Origin of the sequence: Micromonospora sp. PLK6-60, assembly GCF_019890675.1 — a bacterium.
Lineage (GTDB): Bacteria > Actinomycetota > Actinomycetes > Mycobacteriales > Micromonosporaceae > Micromonospora.
This window is the reverse complement of record NZ_JAIOAA010000006.1, coordinates 287,048-309,911: the sequence shown is the minus strand read 5'-3', so window position 1 is coordinate 309,911 and position 22,864 is coordinate 287,048. Positions and strand designations below refer to the sequence as shown.

Annotated in this window: 23 protein-coding genes and 2 pseudogenes; 18 read left to right on the top strand and 7 right to left on the bottom strand. The window is 75.0% G+C overall.

What is annotated here, in order from left to right:
- Nucleotides 1-10: 10 nt before the first annotated feature.
- Nucleotides 11-1,795 carry a potassium channel protein gene (locus tag K7640_RS14850; RefSeq protein ID WP_222955389.1) on the top strand — a complete coding sequence of 595 codons (1,785 nt, stop codon included), beginning with the start codon at nucleotides 11-13 and terminating at the stop codon, nucleotides 1,793-1,795.
- 652 nt (nucleotides 1,796-2,447) lie between these two features.
- Here K7640_RS14850 and K7640_RS14845 read toward each other — a convergent pair.
- Nucleotides 2,448-3,695 (bottom strand): APC family permease, encoded by a 1,248-nt coding sequence (locus K7640_RS14845; protein WP_222955388.1) that lies wholly within the window; start codon nucleotides 3,693-3,695, stop codon nucleotides 2,448-2,450.
- Nucleotides 3,696-3,705: 10 nt separating this feature from the next.
- Nucleotides 3,706-4,473, bottom strand: a complete 768-nt coding sequence (locus tag K7640_RS14840; RefSeq protein ID WP_374198088.1) for a phosphatase PAP2 family protein — start codon at nucleotides 4,471-4,473, stop codon at nucleotides 3,706-3,708.
- Nucleotides 4,474-4,532: 59 nt separating this feature from the next.
- On the opposite strand from K7640_RS14840, the gene K7640_RS14835 reads away from it, so the two are divergent.
- Entirely contained in the window at nucleotides 4,533-5,795 is a 1,263-nt protein-coding gene (locus K7640_RS14835) for a DUF4032 domain-containing protein (protein WP_222955386.1), read from the top strand.
- Between the two features lie 19 nt (nucleotides 5,796-5,814).
- On the opposite strand, the gene nagA is transcribed toward K7640_RS14835, so the two are convergent.
- The 3 genes from nagA to K7640_RS14820 are packed head-to-tail and all read right to left on the bottom strand — an operon-like array spanning nucleotide 5,815 to nucleotide 8,945.
- Nucleotides 5,815-6,924 (bottom strand): N-acetylglucosamine-6-phosphate deacetylase, encoded by a 1,110-nt coding sequence (gene nagA / locus K7640_RS14830; RefSeq protein WP_222955385.1) that lies wholly within the window; start codon nucleotides 6,922-6,924, stop codon nucleotides 5,815-5,817.
- 9 nt (nucleotides 6,925-6,933) lie between these two features.
- Complete coding sequence (locus K7640_RS14825; protein WP_308042559.1) at nucleotides 6,934-8,019, bottom strand: ROK family protein; 1,086 nt, start codon at nucleotides 8,017-8,019, stop codon at nucleotides 6,934-6,936.
- A complete protein-coding gene (locus K7640_RS14820) occupies nucleotides 8,016-8,945 on the bottom strand; it encodes an SIS domain-containing protein (protein WP_222955384.1) in 930 nt (309 codons plus the stop codon). The genes K7640_RS14825 and K7640_RS14820 overlap by 4 nt, the downstream gene beginning before the upstream one ends.
- A 198-nt stretch (nucleotides 8,946-9,143) precedes the next feature.
- On the opposite strand from K7640_RS14820, the gene K7640_RS14815 reads away from it, so the two are divergent.
- The 4 genes from K7640_RS14815 to K7640_RS14800 all read left to right on the top strand — a co-directional run bounded on the left by K7640_RS14815 (nucleotide 9,144) and on the right by K7640_RS14800 (nucleotide 12,675).
- A complete protein-coding gene (locus K7640_RS14815; protein ID WP_222955383.1) occupies nucleotides 9,144-9,929 on the top strand; it encodes a DeoR/GlpR family DNA-binding transcription regulator in 786 nt (261 codons plus the stop codon).
- A gap of 162 nt (nucleotides 9,930-10,091) precedes the next feature.
- Nucleotides 10,092-11,093: an ABC transporter ATP-binding protein gene (locus K7640_RS14810; protein ID WP_255609006.1), complete on the top strand. Its 1,002-nt coding sequence runs from the start codon at nucleotides 10,092-10,094 to the stop codon at nucleotides 11,091-11,093.
- Nucleotides 11,090-12,109 carry an ABC transporter permease subunit gene (locus K7640_RS14805; RefSeq protein ID WP_222955382.1) on the top strand — a complete coding sequence of 340 codons (1,020 nt, stop codon included), beginning with the start codon at nucleotides 11,090-11,092 and terminating at the stop codon, nucleotides 12,107-12,109. The genes K7640_RS14810 and K7640_RS14805 overlap by 4 nt, the downstream gene beginning before the upstream one ends.
- A gap of 134 nt (nucleotides 12,110-12,243) precedes the next feature.
- Entirely contained in the window at nucleotides 12,244-12,675 is a 432-nt protein-coding gene (locus K7640_RS14800) for a DUF3263 domain-containing protein (RefSeq protein ID WP_222955381.1), read from the top strand.
- A 33-nt stretch (nucleotides 12,676-12,708) separates the two neighbouring features.
- Here the strand turns inward: K7640_RS14800 and K7640_RS14795 are convergent, their stop codons facing one another.
- Nucleotides 12,709-12,924: a hypothetical protein gene (locus tag K7640_RS14795; protein WP_222955380.1), complete on the bottom strand. Its 216-nt coding sequence runs from the start codon at nucleotides 12,922-12,924 to the stop codon at nucleotides 12,709-12,711.
- A 166-nt stretch (nucleotides 12,925-13,090) separates the two neighbouring features.
- On the opposite strand from K7640_RS14795, the gene K7640_RS14790 reads away from it, so the two are divergent.
- From K7640_RS14790 to K7640_RS30605, 12 genes and pseudogenes are all read left to right on the top strand, one after another.
- Nucleotides 13,091-14,008, top strand: a complete 918-nt coding sequence (locus tag K7640_RS14790; RefSeq protein ID WP_222955379.1) for a hypothetical protein — start codon at nucleotides 13,091-13,093, stop codon at nucleotides 14,006-14,008.
- A gap of 174 nt (nucleotides 14,009-14,182) precedes the next feature.
- A complete protein-coding gene (locus tag K7640_RS14785; protein ID WP_222955378.1) occupies nucleotides 14,183-14,692 on the top strand; it encodes a GNAT family N-acetyltransferase in 510 nt (169 codons plus the stop codon).
- A gap of 286 nt (nucleotides 14,693-14,978) precedes the next feature.
- A complete protein-coding gene (locus K7640_RS14780; RefSeq protein WP_222955377.1) occupies nucleotides 14,979-15,440 on the top strand; it encodes a hypothetical protein in 462 nt (153 codons plus the stop codon).
- A gap of 2 nt (nucleotides 15,441-15,442) precedes the next feature.
- Nucleotides 15,443-16,654, top strand: a complete 1,212-nt coding sequence (locus tag K7640_RS14775) for an SRPBCC family protein (protein ID WP_222955376.1) — start codon at nucleotides 15,443-15,445, stop codon at nucleotides 16,652-16,654.
- A gap of 35 nt (nucleotides 16,655-16,689) precedes the next feature.
- A pseudogene (gene gvpJ / locus K7640_RS30990) lies at nucleotides 16,690-16,872 on the top strand (gas vesicle protein GvpJ); the annotation flags it as partial.
- 206 nt (nucleotides 16,873-17,078) lie between these two features.
- Nucleotides 17,079-17,831, top strand: a complete 753-nt coding sequence (locus tag K7640_RS14765) for a GvpL/GvpF family gas vesicle protein (RefSeq protein ID WP_222955374.1) — start codon at nucleotides 17,079-17,081, stop codon at nucleotides 17,829-17,831.
- Between the two features lie 3 nt (nucleotides 17,832-17,834).
- The gene (locus tag K7640_RS14760) at nucleotides 17,835-18,164 is read left to right on the top strand and encodes a gas vesicle protein GvpG (RefSeq protein WP_222955373.1); all 330 of its coding nucleotides are present in this window, start codon (nucleotides 17,835-17,837) and stop codon (nucleotides 18,162-18,164) included.
- Between the two features lies 1 nt (nucleotide 18,165).
- Complete coding sequence (locus tag K7640_RS14755; protein ID WP_222955372.1) at nucleotides 18,166-18,522, top strand: gas vesicle protein; 357 nt, start codon at nucleotides 18,166-18,168, stop codon at nucleotides 18,520-18,522.
- 46 nt (nucleotides 18,523-18,568) lie between these two features.
- Nucleotides 18,569-18,721 (top strand): annotated as a pseudogene (gene gvpJ, locus K7640_RS30985) (gas vesicle protein GvpJ); the annotation flags it as partial.
- A gap of 160 nt (nucleotides 18,722-18,881) precedes the next feature.
- Entirely contained in the window at nucleotides 18,882-19,724 is an 843-nt protein-coding gene (locus tag K7640_RS14745; protein WP_222955371.1) for a GvpL/GvpF family gas vesicle protein, read from the top strand.
- On the top strand, nucleotides 19,718-19,987 hold the full coding sequence (locus tag K7640_RS14740) for a gas vesicle protein (RefSeq protein ID WP_222955370.1): 270 nt from the start codon (nucleotides 19,718-19,720) through the stop codon (nucleotides 19,985-19,987). Before K7640_RS14745 ends, K7640_RS14740 begins: the two co-directional genes overlap by 7 nt.
- The gene (locus K7640_RS30605) at nucleotides 19,984-20,370 is read left to right on the top strand and encodes a gas vesicle protein K (RefSeq protein WP_222955369.1); all 387 of its coding nucleotides are present in this window, start codon (nucleotides 19,984-19,986) and stop codon (nucleotides 20,368-20,370) included. The genes K7640_RS14740 and K7640_RS30605 overlap by 4 nt, the downstream gene beginning before the upstream one ends.
- 18 nt (nucleotides 20,371-20,388) lie before the next feature.
- Here the strand turns inward: K7640_RS30605 and K7640_RS14730 are convergent, their stop codons facing one another.
- Nucleotides 20,389-22,830 (bottom strand): AAA family ATPase, encoded by a 2,442-nt coding sequence (locus K7640_RS14730; protein ID WP_222955368.1) that lies wholly within the window; start codon nucleotides 22,828-22,830, stop codon nucleotides 20,389-20,391.
- Between the last annotated feature and the right edge of the window lie 34 nt (nucleotides 22,831-22,864).

Genomic DNA, 22,864 nt, shown 5'->3' with positions numbered 1-22,864 from the left:
CCATCCGGGCATGGCCGAACCCCTGCGCGACCGGGCCCGGCGCGCGGCCGGTTGGCGGCTGCGCATGAACGGCGACACCCGGCCGCACTACGTCGTCTGCGGCGCCGACCCGCTGGCGTACTGGGTGGTCCGGGCGCTGCTCGGCACCGCGGCGACCGCCAACCGGCTCCGGGTCACCCTGGTGGTGCCCGAGCGGCGGCGCTCGGAGGGGCCGGACGGCCGGGACATCCCGGGGATCCAGGTGGTCCGGGCCGACCGGCTCGACGAGGCCACCTTCCGCCGGGCCGGGCTGGCCGGCGCGGACGGGCTGGCCCTGCTGCACCAGGACGACGTGGGCAACATGCACGCGGCGCTCTGCGCGCAGGAGGTCGAGCCGCGGCTGCGCCTGGTGGTGCGGATGTTCAACACCAGCCTGGCCAACGGCGTACGGCAGCTCTTCCCCGACTCGTCGGTGCTCTCCGACGCCTCGATGGCCGCGCCGGCCTTCGTCGCCGCCGCGCTCGGCGAGGTGGCGCCCACCCACTTCCGGCACGCCGGCCGCACCCTGTACGTGGCCCGCCGCGCCGACGTACGCCCGCAGGACCTGGTCTGCGGGCTGGCCGTGACGACCGATCCGGAGCTGGTCCGGGTGTTACCGGCCGACGAGCCGGCGGCCGACGTGGTGCTCGCCGAGGCGACCGGTCAGCCGCCCGGCACCGAGCTGGCGGCCCGCCGGATGGCCCGGGCGCGCCGGCGCCGCCAGCCGCTGGCGGTGCTGCTCCGGGCCGTCCGCAGCTTCGCCACCCGCAAGATCGGCATAGCGGTGCTCCTGCTGCTGGCGGTGATCGCGGTGCTCGGCTGGCTCAACTCCCGGGCGGCGGGCGTCAACTGGGGCGAGGCGCTCTATCTGACCCTGGTCACCACGCTCAGCGGGCAGGACCCGGACGTCAACAAGCCGGCGGCGGCCCAGGTGATGCAGGTGGTGTTGAACCTGGCCGGGCTGGCGCTGATCCCGTTGATCACCGCGGTGGTGGTGGACGGCATAGTGAACGCCCGGCTGGCCCTGCACGCCGGCCGGATCCAGCCGGACCGGACCGGTCACGTGGTGGTCGTCGGGTTGGGCAACATCGGCACCCGGGTGATGGCCCAGCTGCACGACTTCGGCATCGAGGTGGTGGCGATCGACCGGGACCCGGACGCACGGGGCGCCGCCCTGGCCCGGCGGCTGGGCGTGCCGCTGGTGGTGGGGGACGCCGGGCTGGAGGAGACGCTGCGGGCCGCCTCGGTGGCGACCTGCCAGGCGCTGGTGGTGGTCTCCACCGACGACGGCGTGAACCTGCGGGCCGCGCTGAACGGGCGGGCCCTCAACGCGGACCTGCGGGTGGTGCTGCGGCTGTTCGACGGCGACTTCGCCGAACGCGTCCAGCGCGCCTTCGGCATCGGCATCTCGCGCAGCGTGTCCTACCTGGCCGCGCCGTCGTTCGCGGCCGCCCTGCTGGACCGCGCGGTGATCGCCACCATCCCGGTCGGGCGGCACGCGTTGCTGGTCACCGAGGTGCCGGTGGTCGCCGGGTCGACGCTGGACGGCCGCCCGCTCGCCGCGGTGACCCGGCCCGGCGAGGTACGGCTGCTGGCGCACACCCGGCCGGGGCGCAGGGCGGACTGGTCGGCCGATCCGCGGATGGTGATCCAGGCGGGGGACCGGCTGACCGTGGTGGCCCGGCGGGCGGGCCTGAGCGCGCTGCTGCGGGAGACCACCCCGGCGCCACCGGCCGAGCCGGCCGGCGCGCCGGTGCCCCGCCAGCCGGAGGAGTGAGGCCCAGGCGTCGCCCAGGGAGCCGGGAGCTGGGTGGGGACCTGGGGCCGAGTTCGCAGGGTAGGCACCCTTGCGGCCCGGCCCGGCCCGCGCGCCGGGGGCGGCGCGGTGCGGCGCGGCGCGGCGCGGGCCCGGTGTGGCGCGGCGTCCCCCGGGTGCGGCGCCGGCAGCGGAGGGTGCGCCGAGCAGCCTACGAACTTGATGTCGTGAACGAATCATCCGGCCGGAAGAAGGACCCCGGTCGCGGCATTCCGCTGCCACCGTGATTCGTCTACGACATCAAGTTGGTAGCCTGCCCGCCAACCACCCGGCTGGCGTGCGGCCCGGGCTGAGACCCCGCTCGGGCTGAGACCCCGCTCGGGCTGAGACCCCGCTCGGGCTGAGACCCGCTCGGGCTGAGACCCGCTCGGGCTGAGACCCCGCTCGGGCTGAGACCCCGTCCGGGCTGAGACCCCGTCCGGGCTGAGACCCCGTCCGGGCGCCTGCGGTGAGGTGAGCGGCACGCGCCCCCGGCCCCCTGCGGCGGGGCGGGCACCAACCAAGCCGCACGGCGAGGGGCGGCACGCTGGCCCTCAAGCGCTGGCAGTACGTGGCGGGAGCTGTTCGACCCGGTCGCCTACCAGGCCCACGGGAGACCGACTGCGCAGGTGGCTCAGGTCGCGCGGCTGGTGTGGCGGATGGCGTACCAGAGGGCGCCGAGGGCGAGCACGCCGAAGCCGGCGAGCACGCTGGACAGCGGCAGGCTCACCGCGAGCACCAGGCAGCCGACCAGCCCCAGCGCCGCGAGGAGCTGCACCGGCAGCTTCCGTCCCGGCTCGCGCCCGAGGGTGAGCGCGGCGGCGTTGGCGATCGCGTAGTAGACCAGCACGGTGCAGCTGGAGAAGCCGATCGCGCCGCGTACGTCGCCGAGCAGCACGACCACCGCGACCACGGCGGCCACCGCCAGTTCGGCGCGGTGCGGCACCTGGAAGCGGGGGTGTACCGCGGCCAGCGCGGCCGGCAGGTCCCGCCGGCGGGCCATCGCCAGCGTGGTCCGGCCGACCCCGGCCAGCAGGGAGAGCAGCACCCCGACCACGGCCACGGTGGCGCCGACCCGGACCACCCCGGCCAGGCCGGGCAGCCCGGCTGCGGTCACCACCTCGGCCAGCGGCGCGGCGGCCTCGGCCAGCCGTCGCTCGCCGAGCACCCCGAGGGCGACCACGGCCAGCAGCAGGTAGATCGCCAGTACGAGGCCGAGCGCCAGCGGCACCGCCCGTGGGATGGTCCGCTCCGGGTCGCGTACCTCCTCGCCGAGGGTGGCGACCCGGGCGTACCCGGCGAAGGCGAAGAAGAGCAGCCCGGCGGCGGTCAGCACGCCCCGGTCGCCGGTGTGCGCGAACCCGTCCAGCCGGGCCACCGCGAAGTGCCCGGTGGCCAGCCCGGTCACCGCGACGACGGCCAGCACGGTCAGGGTCACCGCGACCAGCGCCCGGGTCGCCGCGGCGGTCTTGCCGATGCCGCGCAGGTTCACCGCGGTCACCGCCGCCACGGCGGCCACCGCCACCCACCGGGCCCGCTCCGGCCAGGCGTACGCGCCGATGGTCAGCGCCATCGCCGCGCAGCTCGCGGTCTTGCCGATCACGAAGCCCCAGCCGGCCAGGAACCCGGCGAACGGGTTCAGCCGCTCCCGGCCGTAGACGTAGCTGCCGCCGGACTCCGGGTACCGGGCGGCCAGCCGGGCCGAACTGGTCGCGTTGCAGAACGCGATGAAGCCGGCCAGGGCCACCGCCAGCAGCAGCCCGGCGCCGCCGGCCGCCGCCGCGGCCGGGGCGAAGACCACGAAGACGCCCGCACCGAGCATCGAGCCGAGACCGATGACCACCGCATCGGGTACGCCCAGTCGCCGCGCGAGTTCGTTCACCTGGCGAACCCTAGGGGTACGAGGTGAACGGTCGGTCCCAATCCCGCAACCGGCCCGGCAACGGCAGGTCGTCCCAGGGCACCCGGCGCAGCAGCCGGTCCAGCAAAAGCCCGAGGGCCAACCCGGCCACCGAGTCGGTAAGCCAGTGCCAGCCGAGGTAGATCGTGGTGCAGAAGACGACAAGCGGCGGCACCACCCGGACGGCGGTGACCAGCCGGGGCGGCATCCGACGGCCGAAGGTGCGCAGCAGCGGCGCCAGCAGCAGGGCGAGCACGCCGTACCAGACGATGGCGTTGGCGACGTGGCCGGACGGGTAGGACTGCGCGTAGCTGATCGGCAGGTCGTGCTGGAACAGCGGCAGGGTCTGCTCGGGCGGGAGGAACGGTTCCTTGCTGCTGGCGCTCGGCGCGGGCCGGGCGGTCCACACCTTCAGCGGGCCGATGGTCAGGTAGGTGAGCGCGAACGCCACCACCGGCGGCAGCACCGGGCGCACCGAGCGGAGCCGGAGCGCCAACAGCACGCCGAGACCCGCGGCGACAAGTGTCAACGGGGTGCCCTGGCCCAGATAGTTGAGGATCATGGCCGTCCACCGGGCCACCGTCGGCCGGTGCGTGTCCGCCCAGTCGGCGACCGCCCGGTCGAGGCCGAAGAGGTGGCCGGTGGCCAGCGCGACGGTCAGCGCGACGAGCCCGGCGAGCAGCAGCAGGTCCCACCGCCAGCCGGCCGGCCGGACCGGCCGCAGGCGTACCTTTCGGCGTACCGTCGTGGTCTCCCGCACCCCGACCACGCTACCGGCCGCCCGCGGCGCCGCCGGGTCGCGGCCCGGGGGACGGCTGTGTGCCGAACCACGAAGGGAAGCGTTCGGCGGGGACAACCGTCAGACTTGTGGCCGTGCGGATCACCTCTGCCCTCGTGGACCCGGCGCTGCTTGACCTTCCCTGGTCGACCCCGCTGGAGGAGTGGCCTGCCCAGCACCTGGTCGCCCTGCCGCAGGGCATCTCCCGGCACATCGTCCGATTCGTCCGCCTCGGCGAGTTCGTGTACGCGTTCAAGGAGACCCGCGAACGGATCGCGGAGCGGGAGTACGACCTGCTGCGGGCGCTGGAACGGATCGACTTCCCGTCGGTCGAGGCGGTGGCGATCGTCGCCGACCGGCAGACCGACGACGGGGAGCCCCTGGAATCGGTGCTGATCACCCGGCACCTGCAGTTCTCCCTGCCCTACCGGGCGCTCTTCTCCAACACGCTGCGCCCGGAGACGATGAACCGGCTGCTCGACGCGCTGGCCGCGCTGCTGGTCCGGATGCACCTGACCGGCTTCTTCTGGGGCGACTGCTCGCTGTCCAACACGCTGTTCCGCCGGGACGCCGGGGCCTTCGCGGCCTACCTGGTGGACGCGGAGACCGGGGCCCTGCACAGCTCGCTCTCCCACGGGCAGCGCGGTGAGGACCTGGAGATCGCCCGGGTGAACATCTTCGGCGAGGCGCTCGACCTGCAGGCCGCCGGGCTGCTGCACGAGTCGATCGAGCCGGAGGTGGTCTGCGAGGAGGTCGTGCGGCGCTACGAGGGGCTGTGGCACGAGATCACCTACGAGCAGCAGATCGAGCGGGAGGCCCGGCACGACATCGAGGGCCGCATCCGCCGCCTCAACGAGCTGGGCTTCGACGTCGCCGAGGTGGCCCTGTCGACCGTCGACAACGGCCGCTACCTGGTCCGGCCCAAGGTGGTCGACGCCGGCTACCACACCCGGCGGCTGCTCCGGCTCACCGGCCTCGACGCCGAGGAGAACCAGGCCCGCAAGCTGCTCAACGACCTGGACGCCTACCGGGTGGAGAGCGACCTGACCGACGAGCAGCAGGCGGCGCACCGCTGGCTGACCGAGGTCTTCGAGCCGGTGGTCCGCGCGGTGCCGGCGGACCTGCGCCGCAAGCTGGAGCCGCAGGAGCTCTTCGCGCAGATCATCGAGCACAAGTGGTTGCTCTCCGAGCAGGCCGGGCGGGACGTCGGGATGGCCCCGGCGGTGCAGTCCTACCTGTCCGAGGTGCTGGTGCACCGCCCGGACGAGCAGGCCGTGCTCGGCGTGGAGATGCCGACGGGCTGACCGCCCGCCGGCCGGGAACTCACTCCACCCACTCGCCCGCGCGCATCACCCGCACCACGTTCAGGTCGTCGTCGAGGACCACCAGGTCGGCGCGGAGCCCGACCTGGAGCGCGCCCACCCGGTCACCGAGGCCGATCGCCCGGGCCGGGGTGGTGGCCACCATCCGGACCGCGTCGGTCATCGGGATGCCGGCCGCCAGGGCGCGCCGCAGGGCGGCGTCCATGGTGAGCGTGCTGCCGGCGATCGCGCCGTCGCGCGCCAGCCGGGCCACCCCGTCGGCCACGGTGACCGCCTGGCCGCCCAGCTCGTACTCGCCGTCCGGCATGCCGGCCGCGGCCATCGCGTCGGTGATGATGGCGGCCCGCTCGGGGCCGGCCGTCGCGGCGGCGAAGGTGAGCGTCGCGTCGTGCAGGTGCACGCCGTCGGCGACCAGCTCGCAGACCACGTTCGGCGCCTCCAGCAGGGCCACCACCGGTCCCGGCTCGCGGTGGTGCAGCGGGCGCATCCCGTTGAACAGGTGGGTGGCGACGCTCGCGCCGGCGGCGACCGCGGCCCGCGTCTGGTCGTACGTGGCGTCGGTGTGCCCGATCGCGGCGACCACCCGGTGCCCGGTGAGCAGCTTGATCGCCTCGATGGCGCCGTCCCGCTCCGGGGCCAGGGTCACCATCCGGACCGCGCCGCCGCCGAGCTCGACCAGCTCGGCCAGCTCCTCGGTGGACGGGTCCCGCAGGAACTCCGGGTTCTGCGCCCCGCAGCGCGCCGCCGACAGGTACGGCCCCTCGAAGTGGATGCCGGCCAGCACCCCCGCCCGGGCCAGTGGCGCGAGCGTCGAGGTGGCCGCCCGCATCAGCTCGTACGGGCCGCTGACCAGGCTGGCCAGCAGGGTGGTGGTGCCGTGTCCGAGGTGGAACGCGGCGGCTCCCCGGGCCGCGTCGGCGTCGCCGGTGGTGAAGGTGTGCCCGCCGCCGCCGTGGGTGTGCATGTCCACGAAGCCCGGCAGGATCCAGTGCCCGTCGCGCACGGCGGGGTACTCGGCGACGGCGCTGATCCGGTCGCCGGTCAGCTCCACGCACCCCTGCCGGATCACCCCGGTCGGGGTCACCACCTTCCCGCTCACCCGCAGGCTCATCAGTTCTCCTCAGTCGTCCAGTGCCAGCGCGGTTTCCCGGCGCGCGTCGAGGGCGAGCAGGGCGGCGCCGAGGCAGCCGGCCTGGTCGCCGAGGGCCGCCGGGACCAGCCGCGGCTCCCGGTGGAAGGTCAGCCGGTCGCGCAGCGCCGCGCGCAGCGGATCGAACAGCAGGCTACCGGCGCGGGCCAGCCCACCGCCGAGCACCACGGTCGACACGTCGAAGAGCGCCTGCCCGGTGGCGAGCCCGTCGGCGAGCGCCTCGACGGCCTCCCGCCACACCCGCCCGGCCAGCGGGTCGCCCGCCGCCGCCAGCGTCGCCACGTTGGCGGCGCTGAGCCGCCCACCCGCCGCCCCGACCGGCTCCGGCGTGGCGGCCGGCTGCGGGGTGCCGTTGGTGCCGACCGGCTCCGGCGTGCCGTCGGACCGGGTCGGCTGCGGGGCGCCGTGGAGAGCGGCCGGCGTGCCGGCCAGTTCCGCGTACCGGCGGGCGACGGCGGCGGCCGAGGCGACCGCCTCCAGGCAGCCGGGTCGGCCGCAGCCGCAGGTGGGGCCGTCGGGGCGGACCAGGATGTGGCCGATCTCGCCGGCCGCGCCGTGCGCGCCGGTGGCGGCCCGGCCGTCGACCACGTGGGCGGCGGCGATCCCGGTGCCGATCGCCACGAACAGCACGTGCGCCGCGCCGCGCCCGGCGCCGAGCCGGGCCTCGGCCAGGCCGCCGGCCCGCACGTCGTGGCCGAGCACCGCGGGCCGGCCGAGCCGCGTCGCCACCAGCTCCCGCAGCGGTACGTCCCGGAAGCCCACGTTCGCCGACCAGACCGCCGTCCCGGTGGCCTCGTCCACCACCCCGGGCACGACGACGCCGCAGGCCACCGGGGTAAGGCCGGCGGCCCGCGCGGTGCCGGCCAGGCCCTCGGCGACGTCCAGCACGGTGCCCACCACCGCGTCCGGGCCGCGCCCGGCGTCGGTGGCGTGCCGCTCGGCGTGCACCACCGTGCCGTCCGGCCGGACCAGCGCGCACTTCATCCCCGTGCCGCCCACGTCGAGCGCGACGACGACGTCGCCGCTCCCGCCCGGCGGCCCGCCGTTCGCGGTCACGCAAGCACCACGGACCGGCTCAGGTGCCGGGGGGCGTCCGGGTCGAGCCCGCGGCTGGTGGCCAGCGCGACGGCGAAGCGTTGGGCCAGGATCAGGTCGGCCATCGGGTCGACCGGGGTACGCCCGGCGGCCCAGCTGGTCAGCACGGTGCGGCAGCCGTGGGTACGGCTGTGCGCGAACGCGGCCCCGGTCGCCGCGACGTCCTCGGCGAGCCCCTCGGGCAGCGGACCGAAGGCCCAGACCAGCCGGCCCGGCGCGGCCACCGAGATCGGCCCGTGCCGGTAGTCCATGGCCGGGTACGCCTCGGCCCAGAAGGTGGCCGCCTCGCGGCACTTGAGCGCGGCCTCCTGGGCCAGCCCGACCGTCCACCCGCGGCCGAGGAAGGTGACCTGCTCGATCCGGGCCGGGTCGATCGGCAGCGGGGCCCGGACGGTCACCTCGGCGTCGGCGGCCAGCGCCTCGACGTTCTGGCCGAGCTGGGCGCGGAACAGCGCCAGCGCGGTGGTGGCGAACCGGGTCTGCACCACCGCGCGCTCGTCGGCGAAGGGCAGGGCGACCGCCGCGTCGGCGAGGGCGACGGCGGGGGAGCCCGGGTCACCGACGACGACCGTGGTCGGCACCCGGCCGCGCAGCGCGGCGAGCAGCTCCAGCACCTCGGTGGTGGTGCCGGAGCGGGTGATCGCCACCAGCCGGTCGTAGCGGCGGCCGGCGGGGAACTCGCTGGCCTGGAAGGCGTCCGTCTCGCCGTGGCCGGCCTGCTCGCGCAGCCCGGCGTACGCCATGGCCATGAACCACGACGTGCCGCAACCGACGACGGCGACCCGCTCGCCGCGGGCCGGCAGGCGGTCGGCGACGGTGCCGGCGAGCGCCGCCGCCTCCCGCCAGCAGTCGGGCTGGCTGGCGATCTCCGCGTGCACGTGAGCCATGGGAACTCCTCGCAGGAGGGTGCGCTGCGCAATACAGCTCGTTTGAGCCACCTTTCGCGCGTCATTCTGCGTGAAGTGGGGTGACCCTGGCAACAACCGGGCGCTTCGCGCAGGGCAGGGTTTTGCGCGCGCCGAGTTTCGCGCACTACTGTGCACGCAATCAATCACCGTTCGTGCAGAGTCAGTGGAGGGCCCTCGGTGGACCGGTACGCCAGATGGAACGCCCTGCTCGAGATGCTGACCGACAGCGGGCGGGTGACCGTCGAGGAGGCCGCCGAGCGGCTGGACGTCTCCCAGGCCACCATCCGGCGCGACTTCGACCAGCTCGCCCAGCAGCAGATGATCACGCGGACCCGGGGCGGCGCGGTCGCCAACGGCGTCTCGTACGACCTGCCGCTGCGCTACAAGACGGCCAAGCACTCCGCCGAGAAGCAGCGGATCGGGGCGGCCGCCGCCGCGCTGGTCTCGCCCGGCACCGTGGTCGGCCTCAACGGCGGCACCACCAGCACCGAGGTGGCCCGCGCCCTGGCCGTCCGCCCGGACCTGAACACCAGCGCGGAGGGCGCGCAGCTGACCGTGGTCACCAACGCCCTGAACATCGCCAACGAACTGCTGGTCCGGTCCCGGATGAAGGTGGTGGTGGCCGGCGGGGTGGTCCGCCCTAAGTCCTTCGAGCTGGTCGGCCCGCTCGGCGGCGCGCTGCTGCGCGAGGTGACCCTCGACGTCGCCCTGCTCGGCGTGGACGCGATCGACCCGCAGCTCGGTGCCGCCGCCCACCACGAGGGGGAGGCGGCGATGAACAACCTGATGGTGGCCCGCGCCAAGCGGGTGGTGATCATCGCGGACTCGTCCAAGCTGGGCGGGCACGCCTTCGCCCGGATCTGCCCGGTGGACCGGGTGGAGACCCTGGTGACCGACTCCGGCGCCGCGCCCGAGGTGGTTGAGGCGTTCCGCACCGCGGGCGTCCACGTCATCTGCGCCTGAGGTGTAAGGAGGGTGCCCTTGTTAACGCATTTTGTATAGGAAGGGCCCCCTCCTAACACCCGAGGGGAAATCAGCCGAACCGCCGACGCATACCGGGTATGCCGGCCGCTGCATACCCAGTATGGTGACGTCGTCATCCGTCACCATCGGGGGAGGCGCAGCTTGTCGGCTGTCCTGGAAATCGAAGGTCTACGCAAGACGTACAAGAGCCGTCGGCGCGGCACCCGCAACGCGCTGGACGGGTTCGACATGCGGGTGGCAGCCGGTGAGGTGCACGGCTTCCTCGGCCCGAACGGGTCGGGCAAGACCACCACGCTGCGCACCCTGCTCGGCCTGATCCGCCCGGACGGCGGCCGGATGAGCGTGCTGGGGCACGAGGTGCCCGCCGCGCTGCCCGTGGTGGCCGGCCAGATCGGAGCGATCGTGGAGAGCCCGCAGTTCTTCCCGCACTTCACCGCGCGGGACACGCTGGACCTGTTGGCCGGCGCGGGTGAGGTGCCCCGGCGCCGGGTCGACGAGGTGCTGGAGCAGGTCGGCCTGCGGGACCGCGCCGGTGAGCGGGTGAAGACCTACTCGCTGGGCATGAAGCAGCGGCTGGCGGTGGCCTCCGCCCTGCTCAAGGACCCGAAGCTGCTGATCCTCGACGAACCGGCCAACGGCCTCGACCCGGGCGGCATCCGGGAGATGCGCACCCTGGTCCGGGACCTCGCCGCCGGTGGCATGACGGTGCTGCTGTCCAGCCACATCCTGGGCGAGATCCAGCTCATCTGCGACTCGGTCACCATCATCTCGCTGGGCCGCCGGGTCGCGTACGGGCCGGTGAGCGAGGTGCTCGCCGAGCACTCGCACGGTTCGGTCCGGGTCCGGCTGGAATCGCCCACCGACCTGCCGTCCGCCGCCGAGCTGCTGGACCGGGCCGGGATCAAGGTGACCGCCCAGGCCGACCACCTGATGCTCGCCGGGGTCGAGAAGCCGGCCATGGTCAGCCGGCTGCTGGCCGACCAGGGGCTGTACGTCAGCGAACTCGCGCCGGTCGCGGCCGACCTGGAGAGCGTCTTCCTCGACCTGACCGCCACCGCGCCGGTCCCCGGCCAGCACCGCCAGGTCGACCAGTCCACGAAGGTCGGTGACCGGGAGGTCACCAAGGGAGGTTGGGGCGCGTGAGCCTCTATCGGACCGAGCTGCGCCGGCTCGGCAAGCGGCGCTTCACCCGGTACATGACGTTGCTGGGTCTGCTGGTCCTCGCGGCCGTGATCGCCAGCGCGTTCTTCACCAACCAGAAGGTCGGCCCCGACCAGATCGCCGCGGCCGAACGCGAGGCGAAGGCCAACTACCAGCAGGCGGTGCGCGACACCGAGCAGGCCCGAACGGAGTGCGAGCGGGTCAAGGCCGACGGCGGGTCCGTCTCGTCGCGCGGGTTCCCGGAGAACTGCGCGGAGATCATGCCGCCCCCGCCGGAGGCGTTCGACCCGCAGTGGTCGCTGCCGCCGACGTTCCGCTTCCACGAGGACTTCGGCGAGACGCTGCTGACCTTCGCGATGCTGCTGGCGGTGGTCGGGTTCGTCGTCGGCGCCTCGTACGTGGGTGCCGAGTGGAACACCGGCGGCATGATGAACCTGCTGCTCTGGCGGCCGAAACGGTTGACGGTGCTGCTGACGAAGCTGGCGGCGCTGCTCACCGGGACGGCCGTGGTGACCGTGCTCGCGGCGGCCCTGTGGACGCTCTGCTTCTGGCTGGTCGGGCACTTCCGGGGCACCACCACGGAGGTGACCCCGGGGCTGTGGCGGTCGCTCGGGCTGACCGAGCTGCGCGCGCTGGCCCTGGTGCTGGCCGTCACCACGGTGGGCTTCGCGGTCGCGTCCCTCGGCCGGCACACCGCCTTCGCGCTCGGCGGGGCGATGGCGTTCCTGGTCGTCGGCCAGTACGGCGTGGCGATCGCGCTGTCCCTGGCCGACGTGCGGTTCCCGGACGCCTGGCTGGTGCCCACGTACGCCATGGCGTGGATCAAGAAGCAGGTGACGCTGCAGGACTACCAGGCGTGCATCGCCACCCCGACGGGGGGCTGCATGCCGGACGAGCTCACCATCACCTGGCAGCAGTCCTCGCTGCTGCTCGGCGCCGGCCTGATGATCGCGCTCGTGGCGGCGATGTGGGCCATGCGGCGGCGCGACGTGGCCTGATCCACGGTCGGCCGGGAGGGTTCCGGACCGGCCCGGCCAGGGCCGCGGCGCGCGCTGCGGCCCTGGCCGGGCCTGGTTAGGCTGGGGTCCCCCCGGGCCGGAGCCACCGGCCGCCCGCCCCTGCGAGGAGCGCCATGTCCACCGACGCCGCCGCGGCCGCCCCCGGCCGGCCCGAGCCGTCCGGGGGGACCGGCGCCGAGCGGCGGGACGGCATCCCGGCGGTGCCGCCGCCGCGTTCGGCCCCGCCGGATGAGACGACCGAGCCGACCCGGGCCGCCAAGCCGGACCAGGGTAAGGAGGTGGCGCCGGGCCAGGGGACAGCGCCGGGCCAGGCCGCGCAGCTGACCGAGCGGGAACGCCGCATCCTCGACTTCGAGCAGCAGTGGTGGCGGCACGCCGGGGCCAAGGAGCAGGCCATCCGGGACACCTTCGGGCTCTCCGCCACCCGCTACTACCAGCTGCTCAACGGGCTGTTGGACAATCCGGCCGCGCTCGCCGCCGAGCCGCTGCTGATCGGGCGGCTGCGCCGGTTGCGCTCCTCCCGGGCCCGCAACCGCCGCCGCTGACCCGGATCGGCCAACCGCCCGCCGCTGACCGGGTCAGCGCTTCTCGTACATCTGCAGGCCGTTGCCGATCGCGAAGAACGTCGGTGCCCACTCCCCGATGAAGATGCCCCAGCGGTCCGCGCGGGCCACCCCCGCGCGCTCCAGGTGCTTGGAGAGGAACCAACTGGTGAACGAGAGCCCGATGCTCGCGAAGCCCGCGAGGTACATGTGCTCCGCCTTGAGCCCTGATTCGTGCAGCTTGGCCAACATGCGATCCCCCTGACGCGGTTGATGAGCCGGCGTGACTGACGCTACCGACCCGGACCTGGGTGGGGGTGTCAGTTCGTCCGAAGCGGGTGGGGTCGGCCCGCCGGGCGGCATGTCGCGGTCCCGGCGGGGTAGGCCCTGGTGCTGGGCGGCGACGGAGGGAGCGGGCATGGGGGCACCGGACCGGCGGTACGCGACCGGGAGCCGGCCGGCGCGGCCGGTCGCCGAGGCACCGACGATGCGGGTGGGTTCCGCCTCGGCGGCCGCGCCCGGCCGGCTCGAGAACGAGGACGTGGTCTTCCGGTTCGGGCCGCTGGTCGGGGTGCTGGACGGGGCGACCGTGCCGGACGGGTTCGACACCGGCTGCGTGCACGGGCCGTCCTGGTACGTGCGGCACCTCGCCGCCCGGCTCGGGCTGGCCGCCGCGGCGCGGCCGGCGGCGACGCTGATGAGCAGCCTCGCCGCGGCCATCCTCGCGGTCCGCGCCGACCACGGCGGCGAGTGCGACCTGGACCATCCCGGCACCCCGGCGTCGACCGTCTGCCTGCTCCGCGAGGGCGGTGACCAGGTCGACTACCTGGTGCTCTGCGACAGCCCGCTGGTGCTGGACACCGGCGGCGAGGTCCGGGCGGTGACCGACGACCGGCTCGACGCCGCCACCGCCGAGCTGCGCCGCACCGTCGCCTCGGTGCCCGCCGGCTCGACGGACCGGGTCGCCCGGTTCCGGGCGGCGGTGACCGCCCAGCGGCAACGGATGAACCGGACCCACGGCTACTGGGTGGCCGCGGCCGACCCGGACGCGGCGTACCACGCGGTGACCGGGACGGTCCCGCTGCGCGGGCCCGGGGCGCTGCGCCGGGCAGCGCTGCTCACCGACGGGGCATCCTGCGCGGTGGAACAGTTCGGCCTCTTCGGCTGGGCCGGGCTGCTCGACCTGGTCGCGGCCGACGGGCCGGCGGCGCTGATCGACCGGGTACGCGCCGCCGAGCGGGAGCACCCGGACCGGCTGCGCCGGCACAAGCGCACCGACGACGCCTCCGTGGTGTTCTGCGACTTCACCCCCACCGACCGGCCCACGGCCCGCTGACCGGCCGGGCCACCCCCGCCGTCGGACGCCCGGCGGGGGGCGTGTCGGGCCGTCACCGCAACGCAGCGTGAGGGGGGCACCCCGGTGGCCCGACCGGTCCGTACCACTCGACGTACCGGCAGTGCCCGCCCAAAGGGGTGGACCTGACCGGTTACGGCGGGCAGACTGCGGCAGGTGACGGGAGCGGTACGGCTGGAGCCGGTGGACGAACGCAACCTGGAGTCGTTGCTCTCGGTAGCGGTCGCCGAGGCGGAGCCGATCGACGTGATGCCTCCGGTGGAGGCGCCCGCCGGGTGGTCGCAGGCCCGGCGGGAGGCGTTCCGCGCCTTCCACCGGGCGAGCTTCGCCGGTCTCGACGGCCCCACCCACACCCGGATGTACGCGGTGATCGCCGGCGGCGAGGTGGTCGGCATGATCCGGATGACCCGCCATGACGAGCCGGGCGTGGTGGAGACCGGGATGTGGCTGGGCCGGTCCGCCCGCGGGCGGGGGCTCGGCGCGGCGGCGCTGCGCGAGTTGCTGAACGCCGCCGCGGCCGCCGGTATGCGCACCGTGGTGGCGGAGACGACCGCGGAGAATGCGGGTGCCATCGCGGTGCTCAACAAATGCGGAGCGAAATTGCGCAACCACAGCGGGAAGGTGCATGCGGAATTGTGCCTCGACTCCGCCCTGCCGGCGCTTTGACCAATATTTAGAGTCCCGCATTCATCGCTGCGAGGTACCGCCCTCGACCTGCCCGTATGGTCGGTTTGAGCGACCTTGGGCCGTCTCGCCATGGGCATCCTGATGTGCTGTACCGCGGCTGCCCGATAAAGCGCGGAAATGTTTTGTGCATCGGCTGTCGGGTACTGCCCGCCGGGTCCGCCAATACGGGACTCCCGATCGCAGGCCCTTCTTGCGCTATTTCCCCGGTAGCTGTTTTCGGCCGAGGTGATCGGGTGTCCGACCCCCGGGGAGTGAAGGAGCATCGATGAAGAGCGGAGCACGGATCGGACTCGCCGTCGCCGCCGGCTACGTCCTCGGTCGCCGGAAGAAGCTGCGTACCGCCCTCACCCTGGCCGCGGCGGTCGCCGCCGGCCGGGCCAGCCAGCGTCCGGGTGGCCTGCTGAAGGTCGGCACGGACCTGTTGAACGCCCCCCAACTGGGCAACCTGACCCGGCTCGGTACCCCACTGGCCACCGCCGGCAAGGCCGCCGCGACCGCCGCCGCAGGCAGCGGGATCGACGCGCTGAGCGGCAGGCTCCGCGGCAGCGCGGACGCGCTGCGCCGCAGGTCGGCCGGCGGCGGGGAGGCCGAGGGCGGGCCGGACTCGGCCCCCGACGAGGAGCAGGAACTCGACGAGCAGCCCGCGGCACAGGACGACGAGGCGCCGGACGACGGCGCGGAACGTGACGAGCAGCCGGCCCCCGTGCGCCGGCGGCGGGGGCGGTGACCATGGCGACCGGAAACCTCACCGACAAGGCCCGCGACCAGCTCGGTGGCGAGCTGCGCAACCTCGCCTCGGCGATCGGCGAGCGGGCGGTGACCGTGGTGACCGAGAAGATCACCGGCGCCACCGGGCGGCTCAGTGACTACGCGAAGGCCGGCGGGGGCCCCGGCCTGGTCGCCGCCGCCACCGGCGCGCAGAAGCTCGCCGACGGCGACTCGCCGTTCAAGGCCATGTTCCATGCCGGCCTGGCCGGCGGTAAGGAGAAGTTGATGTCGGCCTTCGGTGGCGGCGGCAAGGGTGGCAAGGGCGGCAAGAAGAAGAAGCTCAAGGTCACCAACATCATCGAGTCCATCGAGGTCGGCGTGCCCGTCCGGGTGGCGTACAACCAGTGGACGACCTACGGCGACTTCCCCAGCTTCATGAAGAAGGTCGAGCAGGCCGACCGCGACTCCGACGCCGACGAGAAGATGACCTGGAAGGCGCAGGTCTTCTGGTCGCACCGGACCTGGGAGTCGACGATCGTCCGGCAGATCCCGGACCGGCTGATCCACTGGCGGTCCAAGGGCGAGAAGGGCTCGGTCGACGGCACGGTCAGCTTCCACGAGGTCGGTCCCGAGCTGACCCGGATCCTGGTCGTCCTGGAATACCACCCGCAGGGCCTCTTCGAGCACACCGGCAACCTGTGGCGCGCCCAGGGCCGCCGGGTCCGGCTGGAGCTGAAGCACTTCGTCCGGCACGTGATGACCCAGACCGTGCTCGACCCGGACTCGGTCGAGGGCTGGCGCGGCGAGATCGAGGACTCCGAGGTGGTCAAGGACCACGAGACCGCGCTCCAGGAGGAGCAGGAGGCCCGCGAGGCGCCGGAGCAGGGCCGCGCGGAGGAGCCCGAGGAGCAGCCGGAGGAGGAGCCGGAGGAGGAGCGCCGGCCCGCCGAGCGCGGCCGTCGCCGGCCGCCGCAGCGCCGCCGCCCGCCCGAGGAGGAGGAGTACGACGACTACGCCGAGGGCGAGGACTACGGCGACGACGAGTACGCCGAGGAGGAGCCCGAGGAGGAGCCGCGTCCGGTCCGGCGCCGGCAGCCCGAGCGGGCCCGCCGCCCGCGCGAGGAGCGCGAGCCCCGCGAGGAGCGGGAGGAGCGTCCCCGCCCCACCCGCCGGGCCCCGGAGGCCCCCCGACGGCCGGTGGTCCGTCGCCGGCGGGAGGACGGTGATCGATGACTGTCGCGACCACGAGCAGCCAACCCGGTAGCGCGCTGGAACGCAGTGGCGGCGGTGGCGGGGGCACCCTCGCCGACGTCGTGGAGACGGTGCTGGACAAGGGCGTGGTGATCGACGCGCAGGTGTCGGTCGCCGTGGTCGGCATCCAGCTGCTGGAGATCAACGCCCGGATCGTGATCGCCAGCGTCGAGACGTACCTGCGGTTCGCCGAGGCCGTCGACCGGCTGAGCATCACGCCGAAGGACACCAAGGGCCTGCCGGACCTGGTGGGCGACGCGGCCGGCGCCGCCACCAAGGGCAAGGCGATCTCCGGTCTCGGCAAGGCGGCCCAGGAGATCAGCGGCGCGGTGGCGGACTCGCTGGGCAACCGGGACGACGACCGGGAACGGCCGCGGCCGCGCCGCCGCCGGGACGAGGAGCGCTGATGGCCGAGCAGGGACTGTTCATCTACGGCATCGTGCCGTGCGACGTGGAGCCGACCCCCGACGCGGAGGGGGTCGGCGACCCGCCGGGGGAGGTCGCCGCGATCCAGCACGGCGAGTTGGCCGCGCTGGTCAGCCCGATCGGGCTGGAGGAACCGCTGGGCCGCCCGGCCGACCTCACCGCGTACGAGGGGCTGCTGGACGGCACGGCGGCGGTCGCGCCGGTGCTGCCGGTGCGGTTCGGCACGGTCGTCACCGGCGAGGACGCGGTCGAGGATCTGCTGGCGGCGCATCACGAGCAGTTCGCCGACGCCCTCGCCGAGTTCGAGGACCGGATGCAGTACACGGTCCACGGGCGCTTCGACGAGGCGGAGTTCATCGGCGGCCTGCTGGCGGAGAACGGCAGCGCCGCCGCGCTCGCCGACCAGATCCGCGGCCGGTCGGAGGCGGAGAGCCGGGAACAGCGGATCCGGCTCGGCGAGATGATCAGCCAGGCGGTGGAGCTGCGCCGGGAGGCGGAGAACCGCGCGGTGATCGACGCCGTCGGCCAGTACGCGGTGGCGAACGCACCCCGCCAGCCCAGCCACGAGCTGGACGCGGTGAACGTGGCCTTCCTGGTCGGGGCGGACGACGAGCAGGAGTTCGTCCGGGCCCTGGAGGAGTTCGCCGAGCAGCGCCGGGAGCTGATCCGGATGCGGCTGACCGGCCCGCTCGCCCCGTACGACTTCGTCAGCGCGCACCAGCTGGTGGAGTGAGCGATGGACATCCTCTGGGCGCTGCTCACCCTGCCGTACGCGCCGGTGCGCGGGCTGACCTCGGTCATGAAGGTGGTGGCCCGCGAGGCGGAGTCGCGGCAGGTCAACCCGGTAAACGTCCGGCGCGAGCTGGAGGAGTTGGACGAGGCGGCGGCGGCCGGTGACATCACGCCGGAGGAACGGGACCGGGGCCAGCAGCGGGTGCTGGAGCGGCTGACCGGCCCGGCCCCGGGCCGTACCCCCGAACGGGCGGGTGGCGGACGGCGGCCGCCACCCGGCCGGCGGCGGAGCACCGGCGGGCGGGACGGACAGCCGCGCGGGCGAGGGAGATGAGATGACAGCAGCACGGATCCGCGGCGACGGCGATCGCGAGCGCCGGCGCGACCGGGGTGCCCGCGAGCCGGACCGGTATCCCGACGACAACGAGTACGACGAGATCAGCACGGCCGAGGCGGCCCGCGAGGGGCTGCGCCAGATCGTCGAGCTGACCGGCCGGGACGCGCAGGGGATCACCTCGATCCGGGCCACCGACGACGGCTGGCTGGTCGGCGTCGAGGTGGTCGAGGACCACCGCATCCCGGCGTCGACCGACCTGCTCGGCCTCTACGAGGTAGAGCTGGACCTGACCGGTGCCCTGCTCGGCTACCGGCGGACCCGCCGCTACCAGCGCGGCAAGGGGGACGGGAGCTGAGATGACCACCGCACGGCCACCGATGGTGCAGAACAGCGGCCAGGTGATGGGCGCCGGACACGAGCCGGCGAACCTCGGCGACATCCTCGAACGGGTGCTGGACCGGGGCATCGTGATCGCCGGCGACATCCGGGTCAGCCTGCTCGACATCGAGCTGCTGACCCTGAAGTTGCGGCTCGTCATCGCCTCGGTCGACACCGCGCGGCAGATCGGCATCGACTGGTGGGAGCACGACCCGTGGCTCAGCTCGCGGGCGCGCCCACCGGTGGAGCCGGGCCCGCGGGATCCGGAGCAGGTCGAGGCCGAGCGCCGGCCCCGGGTCGCGGCCCGGGCCGAGCGGGCCGCGAGGGAGGACTGGGATGAGTACGACCGCTGACGCCGGCGCGCCCACCGCGCACCGCCCGGCCAGTGGCGCCTGGCTGCACGGCGTGGTGCGGGAGGTCGACCCGGCGGCGCTGGCCGGGCTGGTCGGGATGGACGGTCGGGACGTGCGCGCGGTCCGCTCCGCCGGGCTGGTCGCCGTGGTCAGCGACGCCCCGCTGGCCGAGTACGGCGAGGAGCCGTTGCGCCGCAAGCTGGAGGACCTGAGCTGGCTGGAGGGGGCCGCCCGGGCACACCACGGGGTGGTGGAGGCGCTGTCGCGTACCGGGGCGGTGGTGCCGGCCCGGCTGGCCACCGTGCACCGGGACGCCGACCGGGTGGCCGCCGTGCTGGCCGAGCGGGAGGCCGAGCTGACCGCCGCGCTGGACCGGCTCACCGGCCGCACCGAGTGGGGCGTCAAGGGATACGTGGTGCCCGGCGCGCCGGCCGCCGAGGAGGAGCCGCCGGCAACCGGCGGCGGTGGCGCGGGTGCGGCGTACCTGCGGCGGCGCCGGGCCCAGCTGACCGCCCGGGAGCAGGGCCAGCGGATCGCCGCCGAGGCCGCCGCCACCGTGCACGACGCCCTCGCCCAGTACGCGGTGGCCGCCCGCCGGCACGCCGCGCAGGACCGCCGGCTCTCCGGGGCGCCGACCGCGATGGTGCTCAACGGGGCGTACCTGGTGGACGTGGCCGCGTTGGACGGCTTCACCGAACTGGTCCGGATGCTCGCCGGCCGGCACCCCCAGGTGCGGCTGGAGCTGACCGGCCCCTGGCCGCCGTACTCCTTCGTGGCGGAGCGGCCGGCGGAGGAGGCGCACCAGGTACGGGAGCCGGCATGGTGACCGAGACGCTGGCGCCGAGCAGCGCCGACGATCCGCTGGCGTACCGGCCGGTGGCCCTGGTCGACCTGCTGGACCGGGTGCTGGCCACCGGTGTGGTGATCAGCGGCGAGATCACCATCGCCATCGCCGACATCGACCTGGTGTACGTCTCGCTGCGCGCGCTGATCTCCTCGGTCGGCTCGCTCACCCCGCCGGACGTCGCGCCGGACGACGTCGCGCCGGACGGCGTGCCGGCGCTCCCGGCGGGCGGGACGGCGCCGTGAGCGGCGGGGGCGAGCTGCGCCGGCTGCCGGCCGGCGACCGGGACACGGCCACCGAGCTGGCCGCCGCGCTGGGCGAGTCCACCTGGGTCGAGCCGCGGGTCCGGCCGCTGGACCGGCGGCTGGCGGTGGACCGCGACTCCGTCGAGCGGGGGCTGGGCAGCCTGGTGCTCACCGTGATCGAGCTGCTCCGGCAGCTGATGGAACGGCAGGCGCTGCGCCGGGTGGAGGTCGGTGACCTGACCGACGAGCAGATCGAGCGGATGGGCGCCACGCTGATGGCCCTGGAGGAGCAGATGACCCTGCTCCGCGAGCACTTCGGGCTCGCGCCGGAGGACCTGAACCTGGATCTCGGCCCGCTCGGCCCGCTGCTGCCCACCGACTGAGCCGGCCGCCCGCGGCCGTCAGCCGGCCCGCTTCTCCGCGTACGCGGCCAGCCAGGCGACCTGATCCGGGTCCAGCGACGGGCGGACCCGGCGCCGGGCCGCCGCCACGTGCGCGGCGGTGACCGTCGAGGCGGTCAGCGACTCCCGCATCGCGGCCAGCGCCGCCTCCCGGACCAGCGCCGCGCAGTCCGCCGCGGAGAAGTCGGCCAGCTCCGCGCCCAGCCCGGCGAGGTCCACCTCCGGGTCGAGCGGCACGTTCCGCGCGGCGGCGCGGAGGATCTCCGCCCGGGCCGCGCCGTCCGGCGGGGGCACGTAGACCAGCCGTTCCAGCCGGCCGGGGCGCAGCAGTGCCGGGTCGACCAGGTCGGGTCGGTTGGTGGCGGCGACCACCACCACGTTGCGCAGCGCCTCCACCCCGTCCAGCTCGGTCAGCAGCGCGGCGACCACCCGGTCCGTGGTGCCCCCGTCGGTGGCCTGCCCACGGACCGGGGCGAGCGCGTCCACCTCGTCCAGGAAGACAAGCGTCGGCGCGGCCTCCCGGGCCCGGCGGAAGAGCTCCCGGACCGCCCGCTCGCTCTCACCCACCCACTTGGAGAGCAGCTCCGCGCCCTTGACCGAGAGCACGTTCGCCCGGCCCGACCCGGCCAGCGCCGTCACCAGGTACGTCTTGCCGCAGCCGGGCGGGCCGTACAGCAGCACGCCGCGCGGCGGGTGCACGCCCAGCCGGGCGAAGGTGTCCGGGTAGGTCAGTGGCCACAGCACCGACTCGGTGAGGGTCTGCTTCACCTCGACCAGGTCGCCGACGTCGTCCAGGGTCACGGTGGCCAACTCCAGGGTGGAACCGGCCATCGTGGTGGGTCGGACCACCTCCAGCGCGGCCGAGAAGTCCGCCATCGCCACGGTCGGCGTCGGCTCGGAGCGCTGCCGCAGCGCGGCCCGTACCCCGGCCTCCCGGACCAGCGCGGCCAGGTCGGCAAGGACGAACCCGGGGGTACGCCCGGCCACGTCGTCCAGCCGGACGTCCTCGGCCAGCGGCACCTGCCGGGTCAGCACGGTCAGCTGCTCGCGGCGCAGCGCCGCGTCGGGCAGCGGCACGCTGATCCGCACCGGCAGCAGGTCCGGCCCGTGCAGGCCGGGGTGGACCGCCTCCGGCCGCCCGGTGGTGCAGACCACGGCCACGCCGGCCCGGAGCAGGTCACCGAGGAGCTGGCGGAACACGGTGGCCACCGGGCCGGGCGCGTCCGCCGGGGCGAGCGCCTCGACGTCGCCGACCAGCAGCACGGCGGGGCCGTGGGCGCGTACCGCGGTGGCCGCCTCGCGCAGCCGGCGGGCCGCCGCGTCGTTGCTGAGCGCGGCCAGCTCGGGCGCCCAGACCGGGTGGACGTGGAGCCGCAGCGCGGCGGCCACCGCCCGGACCAGCGCGCCCTTGCCGGAGCCGGCGGGGCCGGTGAGCAGCACCCCGAGCGACACCTCGGTGCCCAGCCGGTCGAGCACCTCGCGGTGGTGGAAGCCGAGGTCCAGCAGCTCGGTGAGCTGTTCCGCCTGGGCTCGCAGGCCGGGCAGCTCGTCCAGGCTCGGCGCGGACCCGCCGGCCGCCGGCCCGCCCGCTGCCGCGCTGGACCCGGCCGGCGCTCCCGTGGACCGCGCGCCGCCGGCCGGTGCTGCCGACCGCGCGCCGCCGGCTGGTGCGCCCGTGGACTCGCCGGTCGGCGCCGGATCGCGGGGGGTGCCGCCCGGGAAGCCGCCGGCCGGGCCGGGCGCCGGCCGGGTGCCGTTCGACGCCGACGCGTCGTCGTGCCACGCCCACGACCCGTCGGTCGAGGCCGGCGCCGCGCCGGGCGACGTCCACGCCGCCGCCCCGTCGTCCGGTGCCGCGCCGTGGGTGGCCGGGCCGTGCTCCCAGCCGACCACGGTGTCCATGGTGACCAGCCCACCGACCTCCGGCTCCGCCGCCGACACGGTGAGCAGGGTGCTGGTCCAGGCGTACCCGACGGTGTTGGACAGGCTCCGGCGGGCCGCCTCGACCAGGCTGCGCACGGAGGCGTCCGGCAGCACGTCCTGCGGGAGCAGTGAGACGTCGTCGCCGGCGGTGACCACCTTGCCGAGCAGCGCCAGCCGCAGCATCTCCGGGGACACCGCGGCGACGATCGCCACCGGGCCGCTGAGCCGGACCCGTCGGGCCGGGGCCACCGGCAGCGGGCTCACCGTCACCTGCCCGCCGGAGCGCAGGCCCAGGTTGCCGAGCATCAGGTCGTCCGCGTGCAGCAGGGTGGGCCCGCTGTCCGCCCCGGCCGGCGCGGCGATGCCGGCGGTGACCCGCCGCCCGGCCAGCCGCACCGGGTCGCCGGGGCGCAGCGCCAACGCGGTGAGCACCTCCGGATGCAGCCGCACCACCCCGCGCCGGGCGTCCAGGGCCGCCGGTCGGAGCAGCGCGGTCAGGGTCAGCCGGGGTTCCGCCACCGCCCGACCCTAGCCGCCCGCCGCACCTGCCGCC

Excerpts from the sequence above, each read along its gene's own strand:
- K7640_RS14850 (WP_222955389.1), top strand. The coding sequence starts at position 11 with ATGGCCGAACCCCTGCGCGACCGGGCCCGGCGCGCGGCCGGTTGGCGG.
- nagA (WP_222955385.1), bottom strand. The coding sequence starts at position 6,924 with ATGAGCCTGCGGGTGAGCGGGAAGGTGGTGACCCCGACCGGGGTGATC.
- K7640_RS14820 (WP_222955384.1), bottom strand. The coding sequence starts at position 8,945 with ATGGCTCACGTGCACGCGGAGATCGCCAGCCAGCCCGACTGCTGGCGG.
- K7640_RS14800 (WP_222955381.1), top strand. The coding sequence starts at position 12,244 with ATGTCCACCGACGCCGCCGCGGCCGCCCCCGGCCGGCCCGAGCCGTCC.
- K7640_RS14795 (WP_222955380.1), bottom strand. The coding sequence starts at position 12,924 with ATGTTGGCCAAGCTGCACGAATCAGGGCTCAAGGCGGAGCACATGTAC.
- K7640_RS14790 (WP_222955379.1), top strand. The coding sequence starts at position 13,091 with ATGGGGGCACCGGACCGGCGGTACGCGACCGGGAGCCGGCCGGCGCGG.
- K7640_RS14780 (WP_222955377.1), top strand. The coding sequence starts at position 14,979 with ATGAAGAGCGGAGCACGGATCGGACTCGCCGTCGCCGCCGGCTACGTC.
- K7640_RS14775 (WP_222955376.1), top strand. The coding sequence starts at position 15,443 with ATGGCGACCGGAAACCTCACCGACAAGGCCCGCGACCAGCTCGGTGGC.
- K7640_RS14765 (WP_222955374.1), top strand. The coding sequence starts at position 17,079 with ATGGCCGAGCAGGGACTGTTCATCTACGGCATCGTGCCGTGCGACGTG.
- K7640_RS14760 (WP_222955373.1), top strand. The coding sequence starts at position 17,835 with ATGGACATCCTCTGGGCGCTGCTCACCCTGCCGTACGCGCCGGTGCGC.
- K7640_RS14755 (WP_222955372.1), top strand. The coding sequence starts at position 18,166 with ATGACAGCAGCACGGATCCGCGGCGACGGCGATCGCGAGCGCCGGCGC.
- K7640_RS14745 (WP_222955371.1), top strand. The coding sequence starts at position 18,882 with ATGAGTACGACCGCTGACGCCGGCGCGCCCACCGCGCACCGCCCGGCC.
- K7640_RS14740 (WP_222955370.1), top strand. The coding sequence starts at position 19,718 with ATGGTGACCGAGACGCTGGCGCCGAGCAGCGCCGACGATCCGCTGGCG.